Origin of the sequence: Streptomyces sp. NBC_00414 (assembly GCF_036038375.1) — a bacterium.
GTDB lineage: Bacteria > Actinomycetota > Actinomycetes > Streptomycetales > Streptomycetaceae > Streptomyces.
In genome coordinates this window covers 7,825,351-7,841,402 of sequence record NZ_CP107935.1, presented here as the reverse complement: position 1 = coordinate 7,841,402, position 16,052 = coordinate 7,825,351, and the positions used below count along the sequence as shown (strand labels likewise).

The window sequence follows — 16,052 nt, the reverse complement described above, 5'->3', positions numbered from 1 at the left end:
TCAGGTGGTGACGGTGTGGCTCCCACGGTACGTCGCCGGGGGTTCGGAACGCGCGCCGAGCGCCCCGAGCACACTTCTGACCAGCAGGTACTGTGCCGCGATATAGGTGAGCATGATCCACAGATCGGGCCGTGGCAGCTGCGGCCAGTCGGCGACACCGGTCGCGATGAGGGTGTCCGACAGCATGAACAGGGCTCCCCCGGCGGCCGCGACGGACCCGAGCCGCGTGGCGCCGTACGCCATCGCGGTCAACAGCAGGCTGTAACCGGCGACGGGCACACGGAGGTCGGCGGGAAGGCCGGGCCACAGGAGGGCGACGGTCGTGACGAGGGCGAGGGCGTACGCGGCTGCCGTGAGGCGGCCCGCACGCGCGCGTGGAGCAGCCGAGCCGCCAAGGCTCTTGAAGAGCAGCAGGTAACACACATGGCCCGCCGCGAAGGAGGCCATCCCGGCGAGGAAAGCCGGTTCGGCGTCGAGGAGCAGCAGGACGTCGCCGCCCCACCCGAACATCAGGGCACCGACGAGGAGCCCGGGTCCGCCCCGCAGGTGCGCGTAGGCGGCGAGCAGGGGCATCAGCAGGGGCTTGGCCACGGTGTGACCGGTGTCGTGGCCGATGGCCAGGGAGACCAGATCCACGACGCTCACCAGGCCGAAGGAGACGCCGCAGAAGACGAGCAGCACGCGCGCGCGGCGCGGATTCACGCGGCGGGTTCCGTGACGGACGTCTCCGTAGAGGCGGTCCGCACCGGAGCGGACGCGGAGGCAGACGCGGGCGCGGACACAGGTGCGGGGGCGGGTCCCGGGGTTCGGGGCTGCCAGCCCGGGCCCCCGAACACCCGCCCGGCCCGCTCGCGCCAGCTCCCCGCCGCTCTCAGGTCCCGGGCGATGGCGGCGTACTCGTGCGTGGCGACCCGGATCGGGTTGTACGTGCGGATGTTCTTGGTCAGTCCGTACACCGGCCGGTCCGTCTCCGGGACGAACGACCCGAAGAGGCGGTCCCAGACGATCAGGATCCCGCCGAAGTTACGGTCCAGATAGCCGCCCTGGGAGGCGTGGTGGACCCGGTGGTGCGAGGGCGTGTTGAAGACGAACTCGAAGGCGCGGGGCAGCTTGTCGATGCGCTCGGTGTGGATCCAGAACTGGTACACGAGGTTCGCGGACGAGCAGAACGCGAGCGCGGCGGGGTGGACACCGAGGGCGATGAGGGGCACGTAGAACGGCCACACGGTCCAGGTGGTCCAGGGCTGTCGCAGCGCGGTGGTGAGGTTGAACTTCTCGCTGGAGTGGTGGACGACGTGACAGGCCCAGAGGATGCGGATCACGTGGTGCCCGCGGTGGGACCAGTAGTAGAAGAAGTCCTGCGCCAGCAACAGCAGTGGCACGGTCCACCACAGGACGGGCACGCGCAGTGGTGTCAGCTCATATATGGCCGTGTAGACGGCGAGGATCGGGATCTTCCACAGGAAGTCGAAGGCCATGCTGCCCAGGCCCATGCCGACACTCGTGGCGGCGTCCTTCGTCTCGTACCCCGCGGCGTCCTCGTCCGGGTGGATGCGGACACTCACCATCTCCACCACGGTGAGCAGCACAAAGGCGGGTATCGACCACAGCACGACATCGGGCAGGTTCGGCATGCCTGCACCGTAGGACGGCCGGCCCGCCGCGGCTAGACGTTGTTACCCACAAGTATTACCGACGGTACGCGCTTGTTTCTTGGTGATCTCCGCCAATGACCGCAGGTCGCCGCCCAGACCGACCGACGCACCCCGGCCGCCCAGCCCCTCCCCGTCCCCACCCCGCAGGCCCCGTCACCAGACCCGTACCGACCCTCCCCGGGCGAACGCCGGGCTCGTCGCGTCCGCAGGGGGGTCGCCGAGGGGCTCGGCGATCTCCTCCACCGTCGGGCCGGCCTTCGCCGCGACGGCGTCCAGGAGGTCCAGGTCGAATCCGTACACGCGGGCCGCGTTCCCGCCCGCCATCGCCGTGATCTCGTCGCGCGACAGGCCCGCGTACGCGATCCGCAGGCCCTCCCTGCTGTACGGGTACGTGCCCTCGTCGTGCGGGTAGTCACTGCCCCACATGATCTTGTCGAGACCGATGCGGTCCCGCAGCGGCACCTCGTGCGGGCGCATGAAGCTCGCCCCGACGAAGCAGTTGTCGCGCCACACCTGGGACGGACCCTTGCCCATCGAAGCGGCGAGGCCGACGCCGAACCTGGACTCGGCGGTGGCCGCCTTCGAGGCCGCGGCCACCAGGCGCCCGTGGTAGTAGTCCAGCATGTCGAGCACCCCGGGGATCCAGCCGGAGCCCTGCTCGGTCAGCACCAGTTTCAGGCCGGGATGCCTGCGGAAGGCGCCGCCGAAGATCAGGTGCCAGAGCGCGCGGTGCGAGAACCAGGTCGTCTCCACCATGAAGACCGCCCGGGCCGCGGGCTCCTCCCCGAGCGGCGGCGAGGCCGAGCCCGCGTGGTGGTTCACGGGGACGTCCAGTTCCTCGCACACCGCCCAGATGGGGTCGTAGGCGGAGGAGTACAGCTCGGGGAGGCCCGAGCCCGGCGGGGTGCCGGGCAGCAGCAGGCCCCCCTTGAGGCCCGCCCCGACGGCCCACCTGATCTCCTTCACCGCCTCCCCGACGTCGTTCAGGAGGATCTGGAAGACACCCGCCCGGCGGCCCGGCGCCGCCGAACAGAAGTCCGCCAGCCAGCGGTTGTGGGCGCGCAGGCCCGCCCAGCGGCGTTCGAACTCCTCGGCCGTCGGCGCCGGCGCCATCAGGGACCCGGACGGGAAGAACGGCGGGATGGTGTTCGGGAACACGACCTCGGCGACGATGCCGTCCCGCTCCAGTTCCGCGAGGCGCCGCTCCGAGTTCCAGTTCTTGTCGGCCGTGTCGGCCACCAGGTCCTCGTACGGATTGACGTACGTGGCCGCCCAGGCGTCGAACTCGTCGTGGTACGCCTTCGACAGGTACGGCCGGTAGTCCAGCAGGTCGGCTCCCGCGTGGCAGTCGGCCGAGATGACGGTGTAGCGGTCCGCCGTGCCGCTCCTATGATCCGCGCCGTTCGTACGGTCCGTGCTCACGGGGTCACCCCCAGGGCCGGGAAGTCGTGGTCGGTCAGCCAGTGGCGGCCCACTTCGCGCGAGCGCGCCCAGGACGCCTCGACGGCCGACTGGTCCTCGGACTGGCCGAGTTCGGCCGGGGTGGGGCCGATGCGCCGTGCGAGCGGGGCCAGTTTCCCGGTGTCGAAGCCGAAGACCTCCGCGGCGGCGAGGCCCAGCATGCGGCGGGTCTCCGTCACCGGGATGTCGTGGAAGGTCCGCGAGAGCCACGCGCGCGTGTCGGGCCAGGTGCCCTCGGGGTGCGGGAAGTCGCTGCCCCAGAGGATGTTGTCGACACCGATCTCGTACCGCTGGGCCAGTTCACGGCGTTTGGTGTTGGTCGCGCAGATGAAGACCTGGCGGTCGAGGTACTCGTGCGGTGGGCGCCGCAGTTCGGCGAAGGGGGAGAGCTTCTTGCCGCCGTGCGCGCCCAGGTAGAGGCGGTCCATGAACCACAGCAGGTTCGGCAGCCACCAGCAACCGGACTCCGCCACACCGAACTTGAGCCCGGGGTGGCGCTCGAAGACACCCGACCAGAGCAGGAACCAGAGGGGGCGCGCGGGCCACCAGGTCACCTCGCTCACGTAGATGCCGAGGTGGTCGCCGTACTCGTGGCGGGGTGCCGCCCCGGAGTGGGTCGTCACCGGCATCCCGCACTCGGCCGCCGCCGCCCACACGGGGTCGTAACGGCGGTCGTGGTAGGGCTCCTTGTCGACCCACATGGAGGGGATCATCAGCGCGCCGAGTCCCGACTCCTTGGCGCGGTACACCTCGGCGACGACCTGGTCGGTGGGCGCCGTGACGGGCAACAGGGCGACTCCGCAGTGCCGTTCGGGGTGCTCGCCGACGAACTCGGCGAGCCACCTGTTGTGTGCCCGCGCGCCCGCCATGCCCAGGCCGGGGTCGTGGTCGCCGGAGAGCCCGAGGCCCACGCCGAAGGGCGCGGCCGTCCGGCTGTCCACCGCGTCGGCGTCCGGGAAGACCACCTCGGCGGCCACGCCGTCGCCGTCCAGCTCCTTGAGACGCTGAGCGGAGTCCCAACCTCCGCGCAGGCCTTCCTCGTTGTCGTGGAACCACTTGTCGGCGAAGGCCTCGTTGCGGATGCCGAGGCGGTTCATCTCCTCGCGACGGCGGCCCTGCCCCGCCACGAACTCGTCGAAGTCCCGGTGGAAACGGGCGTCCAGATAGGGCCGGTACTCCTCGGTGGGCAGCCCGGCGTGACAGTCGGAGGAGATGATCAGGTAGGGCTCCGTCGCGGAGGCCATGGGTGACTCCTCGGCCAGGGGTGACTTCTCGGTGGCCATGGGTGACTCCTCGGTCCGGTCCTCAGTCCAGGATGAAGTTCTCCAGGTACGCCGGGTCGGCGCGGTCCAGCATCGACTTCGACCGCGCGCGGATCTGCGCGTCGCTGTGTTCGCTCGCCGGCAGCAGCCAGAAGCGGTCCGCGCGGATGCCGTCCGCCACGAGGTCGGCGACCTCCTCGACCGGCGTGAACCGCACCTCCTTCCCCGCCTCCTTCATCGCGGCCTCCCACTGGCCGAGACTGCGGTACGGGGTCCTGCGGGGCCGCTGCTTGGCATAGCGCGACGGCCGGTTGCGGTGCGACTCCCACAGGCCCGTGCGGAGCATGTGGGGCCCGGGGAAGAGCACCGAGGCCCCCACGCGCGCGTGCTCCGCCCTGAGATGGGCGTACAGGGACTCGGTCATCGTCACGACGGCCGACTTGGTGACGGCGTACACGGACGCGGTGGGCAGCGGCGCGATGCCGCCGTCGCCGGACGAGGTGTTGACGACGTGGCCCGGTTCGCCGCCGGCCAGCATCCTCGGCACGAAGGCCTGGATGCCGTGGAAGACGCCCCACACGTTGACCGCGAACGCCCATTTCCAGTCGTTCGGGTCGTGCTCCCACATACGGCCCTCGGCGCCCGAGCCGACTCCCGCGTTGTTGCACAGGACGTGCACGGCGCCGAACTTGTCGTACGTCTCCTCGGCGAGTGCGAAGACCTCCTCGCGCTCCCCGACGTCCACCACGCGCGCGTGCACCACGGCTCCGTCCTCACGCAGCGCGGCGGCGGCCTTCTCCAGGGCGCCCTCCTCCACGTCCGCGAGGACGACCTTCAGTCCGTCGGCCGCGAAACGCCGCGCCATGGCCAGCCCGATTCCGCTCGCCGCGCCCGTGACGACGGCGACCTGCCCCTCCGCCAGGTTCACCGGGCGCTCCCCTGCGGCGGCCCGTCGAGGATCTGCTGAGGATCGTCGTACCGCTGGTGGATGTACGGCAACAGCGCCTGCGCGTCCACGCGTTCGACGACCGTGCCCTTCTGGTCGGTCGTCTTCTCGCCGATGGTGATCCCGACGAGTTCGCGGACCGGGAGGTCGGCGACGGGGTCGTACATCGACTCCCGCAGGACGACGTCGCCGGTGATCCGCTCCAGCTTCCGCACCTTCTCGTTGCGCACGCAGTGCACGAGGACGGGATCGGCGTCGAATCCCGAACCGTCCACCGCGGGCAGGAACTTGAAGTAGAAGTCGGTCTTCCGCGTCGGCTCCGGCAGGGGCAGCGGCCCGCTCACGGCGCCGCGCACCTCCGCGAACTCGATGCCGTGCCGGGCGAGAGCGGCGCGTACGACGAGGCCTTCGCGCTCGACCGTCACCTCGCCCAGTTTCTTGGGCTCGCCGAAGACCTCACGGCCGCCGGTGAGGGCCCGTTCGTGGGTCATCGGCATGACGAGCGGATACCAGCCCTCGACCCCGTCGTGCGCGGCGGCGACCGCGAACGAACCGGCGCCCAGGGGGTAACCGGGCAGGTCCACCTTGCTGATGTTCACCCGGACGAGGGGCCGTCCGGTGGGTTTGAGCGGAGGCGGCAGGACCGCCGCGACCGCGTCGGGGTCGCTCTCCCAGACGGCCACCACGCCGGTGGACCAGATGTCGGGGAGCCGGGAGCTCGCGGTGCGCGCGGCGGCGATCTCCGCCTCGGTCCGCGCGCCGTACCGTACGCGTGCCATGCCGTACCGCCCTTCGCGTCACTGTCCTTCGCGTTTCCGTGCGTTCGTGTCGCCGTCCTTCGCGTTTCCGTGCGTTCGTGTCGCCGCGCGTCCGTGCGTCCGTGTGTCCTCGTCGCCGTGCGTTCCGGGCGGGCAGCACAGTCGCACCGGGCGCGGCAATGGTCCATAGCCGTGCAGGAACGAGCCCGCGCCAATCGCCGGCGCGACGCCGAAAGGTCCTGAATCCGCCCCGGGTTCGGACTCCGGGGACAGGACTGTCAGTCGCGCCCCTTATCCTCAGTGACCATGCTCGAAGACCGTCAGACCGCACCGTCCGCCACCGCGTGGCCGGCCGCCTACCCACAGGGGTACGCGGTCGTCGACGTGGAGACCACAGGACTGGCCCGCGACGACCGCATAGTGTCGGCCGCGGTCTACCGGCTGGACGCGCGCGGTGAGGTCGAGGACCACTGGTACACGCTGGTCAACCCGGAGCGGGACCCGGGCCCGGTGTGGATCCACGGGCTGACGAGCGACGTGCTCGAAGGGGCGCCCCTGTTCCCGGACATCGCCGAGGAGTTCGCGACCCGGCTTGAGGGCCGGGTGCTCGTCGCGCACAACGCGGTCTTCGACTGGTCGATGATCGCCCGGGAGTACGCGCGCGCCCGGCGCGAGGCGCCGGTCCGTCAGCGACTGTGCACCATCGCGCTGTCCAAGGAACTCGGCCTGCCGCTGGCCAACCACAAGCTGGAGTCCCTGGCCGCGCACTTCGGCGTCGTCCAGCAGCGCGCGCACCACGCGCTGGACGACGCGCGCGTGCTCGCCGAGGCGTTCCGGCCGAGTCTGCGGGCCGCCGCGCGCGACGGCGTACGGCTGCCGCTCCTGGAGTGCCGGCCGCTGACGGAGTGGACGGACCGGGCGGCGCCGCTCATCGGACGGCAGTCCGGCGGCGGCTACTCGTCCGGCCATCCGTCGGGCCCGCCGGCGAGTTGGCGTCCCTCGCGCAAGCGCCCCGCCTGCCCGTACCCGAATCCGGGCCGGTACGAACCGGGCAAGCAGCTCAAACAGGGCATGCGCATCGCGTTCTCCGGGGACACCTCGGTCGAGCGCGACCTCCTGGAGGACCGCGCCGTCGAGGCCGGGCTGCATGTCGCGACGAGCCTGTCCCGGCTGACCAGCCTGCTCGTCACGAACGACCCCGACTCGGGTACGTCCAAGGTGGTCAAGGCGCGCCAGTTCGGCACCCCGGTGGTCGACGAGGCGGCCTTCGGCCAGCTCCTCGGGAACGTGGAACCGGCCACGGAGGGGTGACCGTACCGACGACCGAACGGACCGGCCGCACGGACGACCGTACGGACGGGTGATTGCCGCGCGACTCGCCCACGGGCCGCTCGCCCGGACCACGGGAACGGCCCACCCTGTGGCGCATGGCGACATGTGAGGTTTGCGGCAACAGCTACGGAATGACCTTCGAGGTCCACGCGCAGGGAGCGGTGCACGTCTTCGACTGCTTCTCCTGCGCGATCCACCGCATGGCACCCCTCTGCGAGCACTGCCGCGTCCAGATCATCGGGCAGGGCGTCGAGGTCGAGAACCACTGGTACTGCGGCGCCCACTGCGCCCGCGCCGAGGGAAAGGTGGGCATCATCGACAGGGTGTGACCCGGTACCCGACTCATCGCACCCCACGACCCGGTTGTACGGTCGTGGGGTGTACCGCTTCCTGTTGTCCCGGCAGTGGGTGATCCTCACCCTCATCATGCTCGCGCTCATCCCCACGATGATCGAGCTGGGCTTCTGGCAACTGCACCGGCACGAGCACAAGGTCGCGCTGAACCAGGTGATCTCCGACTCGCTGGCCGCGGAACCGGCCCCCGCCGAGTCGCTCACCGCGCCGGGCCGGGGGATCGAGCGCAAGGATCTGTACCGCCGGGTGACGGCGAAGGGCACCTTCGACACCGCCGACGAGGTCGTGGTCCGCCGCCGTACCAACTCCGACGAAGAGGTCGGCTTCCACGTACTGACCCCGTTCGTCCTGGACGACGGCCGGGTCCTCATGGTCAACCGCGGCTGGATCCCCGCGGACGGCGCGCAGACCGAGTTCCCGAGGATTCCCGCGCCCGCGAAGGGCGAGACCACGGTCACCGGCCGGCTGATGGCCGACGAGACGAGCGGCGACAGCGGCATCAAGGACGTGCGCGGCCTGCCCGACCGCATGGTCATGCTGATCAACAGCGAGCAGCAGGCCAAGGCGCTCGGCAAGCAGGTCCTCGGCGGTTACGTCGAACTGACCGATCCCGAGCCCAAGGGCGACGTCCCCGAGCTGATCCCGGCGCCCAATCACAGCGACATCGGCCCCCACATGGCGTACGCGGTCCAGTGGTGGCTCTTCGCCGCGGGCGTCCCGGTGGGCTTCGTGGTCCTGGTCCGCCGCGAGCGCCGCGACCGCGCGGAGGCCGCCGAGGTCGCGTCCGCCCCTACGGCGGAGCCCGCCCCCGTCTGAGCGCCGCCGCACCCGGCCCCCCGCAAGAACAAGAACTGCGCGACCAGCACCTCACCGAGCCGCACCCGGGATGCTGCCCACCCCCGCCAGGGGATCCGGCGATGAACAGCCGGGGTTGATCGTCGGATCCCAAGGGAACCCGGCAAACGTGCACCCTTCCATCGAGGACTACGCGCTCATCGGCGACCACCAGACCGCCGCCCTGGTAGGGCGGGACGGTTCGATCGACTGGCTCTGCCTGCCCCGGTTCGACTCGGCGGCCTGCTTCGCGAAACTGCTGGGGGACGACGACAACGGACACTGGCGGATAGCGCCGAAGGGATCGGACACCTGCACACGGCGGGCGTACCGGCCCGACACGCTCGTGCTCGACACGGAGTGGGAGACCGAGGACGGCTCGGTACGCGTCACCGACCTGATGCCGCAGCGCGACCGCGCCCCCGATGTCGTACGGATCGTCGAGGGCCTCAGGGGCAGCGTGACCGTCCGCAGCACCCTGCGGCTGCGCTTCGACTACGGCTCGGTCGTCCCGTGGGTCCGCAAGTCCGAGGGCCACCGGGTGGCCGTGGCCGGCCCGGACTCGGTGTGGCTGCGCAGCGAACCGGATGTGCACACCTGGGGCGAGGACTTCGGTACGCACTCGGAGTTCACCGTCGCCGAGGGCGAGAAGATCGCCTTCGTCCTGACCTGGCACCCCTCGCACGAGCCGCGCCCCAAGCTCGTCGACCCGTTCGAGGCGCTGGAGCAGAGCGTCGCCGACTGGCAGGCCTGGGCGGGCCGCTGCCGCTACGACGGACCGCACCGCGACGCGGTCGTCCGCTCCCTGATCACCCTCAAGGCCCTCACGTACGCGCCGAGCGGCGGCATCGTCGCGGCCCCCACGACCTCGCTGCCCGAGGAGATCGGCGGCGTCCGCAACTGGGACTACCGCTACTGCTGGCTGCGGGACTCCACCCTCACGCTGGGCGCGCTGCTCGCGTGCGGCTACCAGGAGGAGGCGGAGGCCTGGCGCAACTGGCTGCTGCGCGCGGTCGCGGGCGATCCGGCGGACCTGCAGATCATGTACGGCCTGGCGGGCGAGCGGCGGATCCCCGAGTACGAACTGGCGTGGCTGCCCGGCTTCCGCGACTCGTCGCCGGTGCGGATCGGCAACGACGCCGTACGGCAGCTGCAGCTCGACGTGTACGGGGAGGTGATCGACTCGCTCACGCTGGCGCAGCACGCGGGGCTGCCGGCCGAACCGGACATGTGGCGGCTGCACCAGGCCCTGATGGACTTCCTGCACACGGCGTGGCGCAAGCCCGACGAGGGACTGTGGGAGGTGCGCGGCCCGCGCCGGCACTTCGTGCACTCGAAGGTGATGGCGTGGGTGGCCGCCGACCGCACGGTGCGCACCCTGGAGGAGAACCCCGAGCTGGGCGGCGACGTCGACAAGTGGCGCGCGATGCGCGACGAGGTGCACCGCGAGGTGTGCGACCGCGGCTTCGACCCGGAGCGGAACACGTTCACGCAGTCCTACGGCTCCCGTGAGCTGGACGCCGCGCTGCTGCTCATCCCCCGCCTCGGCTTCCTTCCGCCGGACGACCCGCGGGTGGTCGGCACGGTCGACGCGGTGCGCAAGGGACTCGCCCGCGACGGCTTCGTGCACCGCTACGACGCGGAGCACGCGGAGCTGGCCGACTCGCAGCGGCAGGGCTCGGATCTGAAGGACGTCGACGGGCTGCCGGGCGGCGAGGGCTCGTTCCTCGTCTGCTCGTTCTGGCTCGCGGACGCGCTGCACCTGACGGGCCGTAGGAAGGAGGCCCTCGACCTGTTCGAGCGGCTGATCGCGCTGCGCAACGACGTGGGGTTGCTGGCGGAGGAGTACGACCCCGTGGCCGGCCACCAGCTCGGCAACTTCCCGCAGGCGTTCAGCCACATCGGTCTGGTGGGCACCGCCCTCGCGCTGTTCGACGGCGACGGGGCCGGGGAGACTGGAGTGCCCGATACGGACGAGGCAGGATAGAGGCCATGGATCTTGGACTGAAGGACCGCGTCTACGTCGTCACCGGAGCAACGCGCGGCCTGGGTCACGCCTCCGCGCGTGAACTCGTCGCCGACGGCGCGAAGGTGATCGTCACCGGGCGCGACGCGAAGACGGTGGCCGACGCCGCGACGGCGCTCGGTCCGAACGCCCACGGGGTGGCCGTGGACAACGCCGACCCCACGGCGCCGCAGAGTCTGATCGCGGCCGCCCGTGAGCGTTTCGGCGGCTTCGACGGCATCCTGATCAGCGTCGGCGGCCCCGCGCCCGGCTTCGTCGCCGACAACACCGACGAGCAGTGGCAGGCCGCGTTCGACTCCGTCTTCCTCGGCGCGGTCCGGCTGGCCCGCGGGGCCGCCGCCGAGCTGGGCGAGGGCGGGGTCATCGGCTTCGTGCTCTCCGGTTCGGTGTACGAGCCGATCGCGGGCCTGACCATCTCCAACGGTCTGCGTCCCGGGCTGGCCGGCTTCGCCAAGTCCCTCTCCGACGAGCTGGGTCCGCGCGGGATCCGGGTGGTCGGGGTGCTGCCGGCCCGGATCGACACGGATCGCGTGCGGGAGCTTGACGGGTACTCGGCCGATCCTGAGGCCACTCGGGCGGCCAACGAGGCGCGGATTCCGTTGCGGCGGTACGGGAGGCCGGAGGAGTTCGGGCGGACCGCCGCGTTTCTCTTGTCGCCGGCGGCGTCCTATCTGACCGGGATCATGGTGCCGGTGGACGGCGGGGCCCGGAGCGGGTTCTGACCCCGGGGACCCGGGTCCGGATCAGGCGGACCTGACCCGGGCGGACCTGGCCCCGGCTGTGGGTCGTCGTTCGGCTGCGGGCCGGTGGGGGCTTGTCGCGCAGTTCCCCGCGCCCCCGAAAGAGACGGGCGCGGGTCAGTCGAGTCGTTCCGGCAAAGACGACAGGGCGCGGGTCAGTTGACTCGTTCTGCGGCGTGTTTTGCTGCGCGTAGGCGTGCCTCCGCCGGGAGGGACGCGAGGCCCGCCGAGTCCCTGGCGTGGGCGAGCGACTCCGTCGTCAGGCGGTTCAGGGTCTCCCCGGGGTCGGCGTGCGGCTCCAGCAGCAGACGGATCCGCGCCTCGGGGGAACTGCGCCGCCCGACGAGCGACGCCTGCGCGCCCCGTACGCCTTCCAACGCGCCCGCCTCACCTGCCAGTACGCCCTCCAGGGCCCGACTCCGCAGCAGCGCGCCCTCGCCGTCCCCGGTGTCGACGAGCACCTCGGCGAGCCGGCGCCGCCGCAGTACCGCGGTCAGCCACCACAGGGCGAGCAGCACGGCCACGGCCAGTACGGCGATGACGGTCGGCCACCACCAGCCGTCGCCCCGCCACCGCTCCCGGTCGGCGTCGCTCAGCAGCACGTCGTGCCTGCCGTCGTGGATCCACCACGAGGGAGGATTCACCCCGAGGCCCACGGCGAGCACGGAGCCGCCGAGCACGACCAGGAGCAGACCCGCGAGGCCCAGCAGGACCCGGTTCACGATCCTGAGCACTTCGTTCACCCCTTCCGGCCGGGCCTGGCGACGTGCACCGACAGCGCGGGCCGTCGGGAGAGACCGAGCCCCCTGACGCCGTCGGCGAGCGTGGCGTCCAGGTCGGCGCGTACGTCGTCGAGTTCACGGAAGTGCGAGACCGCGCGGACGTCGGCCTTCCTGCGCCGCATCCGGACCCGGACCGACTGCACGCCGGACACCTCCATGGCCCGGTCGCGCAGCACCATGGCGGCGGCGTTGCGGTGCAGTCCGGCCCGTACGTCGGGGTGGGCGCGCCGCATCGTCAGGACGTCGCGCAGTCCCGGGGTCGCGGCGAGGACGAGCAGCCACAGGCCCAGGGCCGTCGCGACTCCGGCGCCGACGAGCACCCAGATGTCGTCCAGGGGCCGCTCGGCGAGTTCGCGGGCCAGGGACCTGCGCCAGTGCATGGCGGGCCGGTCGGCGCGGACGGCGACGACGTCGTACAGCAGGAGGCCCGCGGCGGCCAGGACCAGCAGCGCGAGGACGCCCGCGGGGATGCGGCGGGCCGACCAGAACCGGCCGTTGCCGTCCTCGGCGTCGTCGAGGGTCGGCAGGGGGGTGTAGTCGGCCGCGGAGGTGGACTGGCCGAGTTCGCTCTCGGTGTCCTTCTCGACGACGGGCAGCTGTCGGGTGCTCTCGGAGCCCTGGGGCTCGCTCATTGCGTCCTCCCCTGAACCGCGCCGCGCGTCTGCGCGGAGTGCAGGCGCTCCACCTGGACGGCGACCTCGGGCACTTTCATTCCCGCCAACGCCTCTACCCGCTGCGCGACCTGGCGACGCACGGCACCGCACCGGCCGCCGATGTCGCAGGGGTAGCCGAGTTCGAGGCTGACGCTCACGCGGGCCTGGTCGTGCCGGACGACGACCGTGGCGTGCGGGGGCGTCGCACCGGGAGGCAGTACGTCGAGCGCCTCGCGGGCCGCCTGCGCGGCGATCTTCGCGACGACCCGGTCGGCGATCCTGGTGGCACCGCGCTCACCCGCCGCTACGGCACAGCCGAAACCGCCCGGACTGCCGGGACCACTGCTGGGGCTGTCGGACACGCGCGTCACCGCCGACGGTCGTCGCGGGTACCGCGGGACCGGAAGAAGTCACCGGGATCCAGGTCCCCCTCCAGGAAGCGGCCCACGACGAAGCCGATGGCGCCCAGCGCCGCCACCAGCAGGAACGCGCCGAACCCGCCGAAGTACCCGGCGAATCCCAGCGCCATTCCGGCGATCATGCCGATCACGGCCATGCTCATGGTGCGCTCCTCAGCAGGTTCACTCAGCAGGTCGGCGGGGCGGGCGGGGCAATCGACCGGTACGGCGTCACTGGAGCCGGGATTCCGGTTCCTCGTCCTCTTCGTCCGGCAGCTTGACATCGCTGACCGCGATGTTGACCTCGACGACCTCAAGACCCGTCATGCGCTCGACGGCCGCGATGACGTTCTCCCGTACGTCGCGGGCGACGTCGGCGATGGACACGCCGTAGTCCACGACGATCTCCAGGTCGAGCGCGGTCTGCACCTCACCGACCTCGGCCTTCACACCACGCGTGACGGACTTCGAACCGCCGCCCGGCACCCTGTCGCGTACGGCGCCGAAGGTCCGTGAGATCCCGCTGCCCATGGCGTGCACGCCGAGGACGTCACGGGCGGCGAGCCCGGCGATCTTCTCGACGACTCCGTCGGCGATGGTGGTACGCCCCCGGCTCGACGGGTCGCCGCCGCCGCGCTTGGTCACGGCGGCCTTCCTCATCTGCTGCTGGTCCGGCTGTTCGACGTCCGGGTTCTCCGGCCGATTGCGCTGAGTCGTGTCGCTCATCGCCGTACATCCCCTTTCGGTGGGCCTCTTCGCCCACATTAAGTCGGGTTGCCGGGTCGCGCGCCAGGGATACGGCAGGCTGGAGCGATGACAGCGGACGGATGGACGCAAGCGGTAAGGCAACAGCTGGGCCTGGGGAGACTTCTGCCGTTGGGCGGTCCGGGTGACGGCGCGTGGATCACCGAGGCGGCGGCCGCCTCCGTACTGCGTGGGGCGGTACGTCATGAGCCGGGCGTACGCCTCGGTTCCCTGCGCCTCGCCCTCGCCGACCCGGACGGCGCGCCCGAGTCCGTCGTGCCCCCACCGCCGAGCGCGCTGCCACCGGGTCCGCTGCGCATCAGCGCGGAGTTCGCGGCCTCGCCGACCGAGCCCCTGCCCGCGGCCGCCGCCCGCCTGCGCGCGGCCCTCACCGCGACGGCGGTGGACACGCTCGGCCTGGCGGTCACGGAGGTGGACCTACGGGTGACGGGCCTGCTGGAGGAGGGCGCGGACTCGCCGGAGCCGTCCGAGCCGACGGCCCCGGCACACCGCGCCGAACCGAACCCCTCACCCGACACGGACGAGTCCCGGGTGGCCACCGCCGCCCGCGCCGTCCCGGGTGTGACGGCCCTGACCGGCAAGCCCCACATCGAGGAGCACCACAGCGACACGGCCCTCCCCCGTCGCCACGTCAGGGTGGAGATCGGGGTGGACACGACCGAGCGCACACTGGACGTGGCCAGAGCGGTCCGCACGAGGATCACGCAATCACTGCCCGACCACCCGACGACAGCGGTACTGGTAACAGCGGTGACCCCGGCGGCTCCGGCCCCTTGAAGCCCCGTAAGGGGCGCGGGGAACTGCGCGCCCAGCCCCCACGCACCCGCACGCACCCTCAATCCACAGCCCACGGAGCGCCGAGCGCTCAGTCGGAGAGCCCCGCGAGGTCGCGCAACCGCCGCCCCTGCGCCCCGCGCTCGGCACGCCGCTGCTCCTCGTACGTACGATCCACCGCTCCCTGGAGCAGGACCTTCGTCTCGACGAGAGCGTCCCGCGGCGCGGCCACCAGCGCCGCGGCCAGCTCGCTCACGGCGCCGTCGAGCCGGTCGACGGGCACAGCGACATTGGCGAGCCCGGTCCGCTGCGCCTCCTCGGCCTGCACGAAGCGCCCCGTCGCACAGATCTCCAGCGCACGGGCGTAGCCGACGAGCTTCACCAGCGGATGTGTGCCCGTGAGGTCGGGAACGAGGCCCAGACCGGTCTCGCGCATGGCGAACTGCACGTCGTCCGCGACGACGCGCAGGTCACAGGCGAGCGCGAGCTGGAAGCCCGCGCCGATGGCGTGTCCCTGCACGGCGGCGATGGACACGATGTCGCTCCGCCGCCACCAGGTGAAACCCTCCTGGTACTCGGCGATGGCCGCGTCGAGCTCGGCGTCGGAACCTCGCGCGAGATCGATGAAGGACGGCTCGCCGTCGAACCCCTCGGGCGTGAACGCCTGCCGGTCGAGCCCCGCGGAGAAGGACTTGCCCTCGCCGCGCAGCACGACGACACGGACGGTGCCCGGCAGCAGCCGGCCCGCCTCGGCCAGCGCCCGCCACAGAGCGGGGCTCTGCGCGTTGCGCTTGGCCGGGTTGGTCAGCGTCACCGTGGCGATCGCGTCGTCGACGGTGAGCCGTACGCCGTCCTTGTCGAGCAGCGGGTCGAACGAAGCCATGGGGCGCCTCCGATGGGTGCGGTCAGAGGGGGTGCCGTAGAAGCACGCCCTTAAGTGACTGCACAGTAACCACCCGGACGGTCAATGGACCGGCCGGGTGGCCACCATCGGAGTACGAGGAGCCGCCCGGCGTCAGGCCGACGCGGACTTCTTGCCCCGCGTCGCGCCGCCACGTCCACGCAGCGTGACGCCCGACTCACTGAGCATCCGGTGCACGAAGCCATACGAGCGGCCGGTCTCCTCGGCCAGTGCCCGAATGCTCGCACCGGAGTCGTACTTCTTCTTCAGGTCTGCCGCGAGCTTGTCGCGCGCGGCGCCGGTTACCCGGCTGCCCTTCTTCAGAGTCTCGGCCACCCGTGCCTCCTCAGCGGAAGTGCGCTCTGGACTTCTCATGATCACCCCTCAAGAGCGTCCTGGCCACCCATTCGG

The 16,052-nt window shown here is 71.6% G+C and carries 19 protein-coding genes; 6 read left to right on the top strand and 13 right to left on the bottom strand.

The window, feature by feature from the left end; translation table 11 throughout:
• The 6 genes from OHS59_RS34085 to OHS59_RS34060 form a co-directional block, all read right to left on the bottom strand.
• Positions 1-702, bottom strand: coding sequence for a lysoplasmalogenase (locus tag OHS59_RS34085; protein ID WP_328497193.1), 702 nt, complete (start codon positions 700-702; stop codon positions 1-3).
• On the bottom strand, positions 699-1,634 hold the full coding sequence (locus tag OHS59_RS34080; RefSeq protein WP_328497192.1) for a sterol desaturase family protein: 936 nt from the start codon (positions 1,632-1,634) through the stop codon (positions 699-701). The genes OHS59_RS34085 and OHS59_RS34080 overlap by 4 nt, the downstream gene beginning before the upstream one ends.
• A 174-nt stretch (positions 1,635-1,808) precedes the next feature.
• Positions 1,809-3,077, bottom strand: a complete 1,269-nt coding sequence (locus OHS59_RS34075) for an amidohydrolase family protein (RefSeq protein ID WP_328497191.1) — start codon at positions 3,075-3,077, stop codon at positions 1,809-1,811.
• On the bottom strand, positions 3,074-4,360 hold the full coding sequence (locus OHS59_RS34070) for an amidohydrolase family protein (protein ID WP_328499463.1): 1,287 nt from the start codon (positions 4,358-4,360) through the stop codon (positions 3,074-3,076). Before OHS59_RS34070 ends, OHS59_RS34075 begins: the two co-directional genes overlap by 4 nt.
• Positions 4,361-4,421: 61 nt before the next feature.
• Positions 4,422-5,306, bottom strand: coding sequence for an SDR family NAD(P)-dependent oxidoreductase (locus tag OHS59_RS34065; protein ID WP_328497190.1), 885 nt, complete (start codon positions 5,304-5,306; stop codon positions 4,422-4,424).
• Complete coding sequence (locus tag OHS59_RS34060) at positions 5,303-6,103, bottom strand: acetoacetate decarboxylase family protein (RefSeq protein ID WP_328497189.1); 801 nt, start codon at positions 6,101-6,103, stop codon at positions 5,303-5,305. The genes OHS59_RS34065 and OHS59_RS34060 overlap by 4 nt, the downstream gene beginning before the upstream one ends.
• 285 nt (positions 6,104-6,388) lie before the next feature.
• Between OHS59_RS34060 and OHS59_RS34055 the strand changes: the two genes are divergently transcribed.
• The 5 genes from OHS59_RS34055 to OHS59_RS34035 all read left to right on the top strand — a co-directional run bounded on the left by OHS59_RS34055 (position 6,389) and on the right by OHS59_RS34035 (position 11,350).
• The gene (locus tag OHS59_RS34055; protein WP_328497188.1) at positions 6,389-7,393 is read left to right on the top strand and encodes a DEDDh family exonuclease; all 1,005 of its coding nucleotides are present in this window, start codon (positions 6,389-6,391) and stop codon (positions 7,391-7,393) included.
• 116 nt (positions 7,394-7,509) lie between these two features.
• On the top strand, positions 7,510-7,743 hold the full coding sequence (locus OHS59_RS34050; protein ID WP_328497187.1) for a hypothetical protein: 234 nt from the start codon (positions 7,510-7,512) through the stop codon (positions 7,741-7,743).
• A 49-nt stretch (positions 7,744-7,792) separates the two neighbouring features.
• Entirely contained in the window at positions 7,793-8,584 is a 792-nt protein-coding gene (locus OHS59_RS34045; protein ID WP_328497186.1) for an SURF1 family cytochrome oxidase biogenesis protein, read from the top strand.
• Positions 8,585-8,732: 148 nt separating this feature from the next.
• Positions 8,733-10,589, top strand: coding sequence for a glycoside hydrolase family 15 protein (locus OHS59_RS34040; protein ID WP_328497185.1), 1,857 nt, complete (start codon positions 8,733-8,735; stop codon positions 10,587-10,589).
• Between the two features lie 5 nt (positions 10,590-10,594).
• Positions 10,595-11,350, top strand: coding sequence for an SDR family oxidoreductase (locus OHS59_RS34035; protein WP_328497184.1), 756 nt, complete (start codon positions 10,595-10,597; stop codon positions 11,348-11,350).
• Positions 11,351-11,523: 173 nt separating this feature from the next.
• Here OHS59_RS34035 and amaP read toward each other — a convergent pair whose 3' ends face one another.
• The 5 genes from amaP to OHS59_RS34010 all read right to left on the bottom strand — a co-directional run bounded on the left by amaP (position 11,524) and on the right by OHS59_RS34010 (position 13,927).
• Positions 11,524-12,102, bottom strand: a complete 579-nt coding sequence (amaP, locus tag OHS59_RS34030; protein WP_328497183.1) for an alkaline shock response membrane anchor protein AmaP — start codon at positions 12,100-12,102, stop codon at positions 11,524-11,526.
• 5 nt (positions 12,103-12,107) lie between these two features.
• Positions 12,108-12,782, bottom strand: a complete 675-nt coding sequence (locus tag OHS59_RS34025; protein WP_328497182.1) for a DUF6286 domain-containing protein — start codon at positions 12,780-12,782, stop codon at positions 12,108-12,110.
• Positions 12,779-13,165: a hypothetical protein gene (locus tag OHS59_RS34020; protein ID WP_328497181.1), complete on the bottom strand. Its 387-nt coding sequence runs from the start codon at positions 13,163-13,165 to the stop codon at positions 12,779-12,781. The genes OHS59_RS34025 and OHS59_RS34020 overlap by 4 nt, the downstream gene beginning before the upstream one ends.
• 5 nt (positions 13,166-13,170) lie before the next feature.
• Positions 13,171-13,365 (bottom strand): hypothetical protein, encoded by a 195-nt coding sequence (locus OHS59_RS34015; RefSeq protein ID WP_107017754.1) that lies wholly within the window; start codon positions 13,363-13,365, stop codon positions 13,171-13,173.
• A 67-nt stretch (positions 13,366-13,432) separates the two neighbouring features.
• Positions 13,433-13,927, bottom strand: coding sequence for an Asp23/Gls24 family envelope stress response protein (locus tag OHS59_RS34010; protein WP_328497180.1), 495 nt, complete (start codon positions 13,925-13,927; stop codon positions 13,433-13,435).
• Between the two features lie 87 nt (positions 13,928-14,014).
• Here OHS59_RS34010 and OHS59_RS34005 point away from each other — a divergent pair, with 87 nt between their 5' ends.
• The gene (locus tag OHS59_RS34005; RefSeq protein WP_328497179.1) at positions 14,015-14,743 is read left to right on the top strand and encodes a nucleopolyhedrovirus P10 family protein; all 729 of its coding nucleotides are present in this window, start codon (positions 14,015-14,017) and stop codon (positions 14,741-14,743) included.
• 88 nt (positions 14,744-14,831) lie between these two features.
• Here OHS59_RS34005 and OHS59_RS34000 read toward each other — a convergent pair whose 3' ends face one another.
• Together OHS59_RS34000 and OHS59_RS33995 are read right to left on the bottom strand one after the other, a co-directional pair.
• Entirely contained in the window at positions 14,832-15,623 is a 792-nt protein-coding gene (locus OHS59_RS34000) for an enoyl-CoA hydratase/isomerase family protein (RefSeq protein ID WP_328497178.1), read from the bottom strand.
• Between the two features lie 132 nt (positions 15,624-15,755).
• Complete coding sequence (locus OHS59_RS33995) at positions 15,756-15,977, bottom strand: helix-turn-helix domain-containing protein (RefSeq protein ID WP_006143370.1); 222 nt, start codon at positions 15,975-15,977, stop codon at positions 15,756-15,758.
• Positions 15,978-16,052: the final 75 nt, after the last annotated feature.

Coding starts and splice junctions, on each gene's coding strand:
- OHS59_RS34080 (WP_328497192.1), bottom strand. CDS start 1,634: ATGCCGAACCTGCCCGATGTCGTGCTGTGGTCGATACCCGCCTTTGTG.
- OHS59_RS34070 (WP_328499463.1), bottom strand. CDS start 4,360: ATGGCCTCCGCGACGGAGCCCTACCTGATCATCTCCTCCGACTGTCAC.
- OHS59_RS34060 (WP_328497189.1), bottom strand. CDS start 6,103: ATGGCACGCGTACGGTACGGCGCGCGGACCGAGGCGGAGATCGCCGCC.
- OHS59_RS34055 (WP_328497188.1), top strand. CDS start 6,389: ATGCTCGAAGACCGTCAGACCGCACCGTCCGCCACCGCGTGGCCGGCC.
- OHS59_RS34050 (WP_328497187.1), top strand. CDS start 7,510: ATGGCGACATGTGAGGTTTGCGGCAACAGCTACGGAATGACCTTCGAG.
- OHS59_RS34035 (WP_328497184.1), top strand. CDS start 10,595: ATGGATCTTGGACTGAAGGACCGCGTCTACGTCGTCACCGGAGCAACG.
- OHS59_RS34025 (WP_328497182.1), bottom strand. CDS start 12,782: ATGAGCGAGCCCCAGGGCTCCGAGAGCACCCGACAGCTGCCCGTCGTC.
- OHS59_RS34015 (WP_107017754.1), bottom strand. CDS start 13,365: ATGAGCATGGCCGTGATCGGCATGATCGCCGGAATGGCGCTGGGATTC.
- OHS59_RS34010 (WP_328497180.1), bottom strand. CDS start 13,927: ATGAGCGACACGACTCAGCGCAATCGGCCGGAGAACCCGGACGTCGAA.
- OHS59_RS34005 (WP_328497179.1), top strand. CDS start 14,015: ATGACAGCGGACGGATGGACGCAAGCGGTAAGGCAACAGCTGGGCCTG.
- OHS59_RS34000 (WP_328497178.1), bottom strand. CDS start 15,623: ATGGCTTCGTTCGACCCGCTGCTCGACAAGGACGGCGTACGGCTCACC.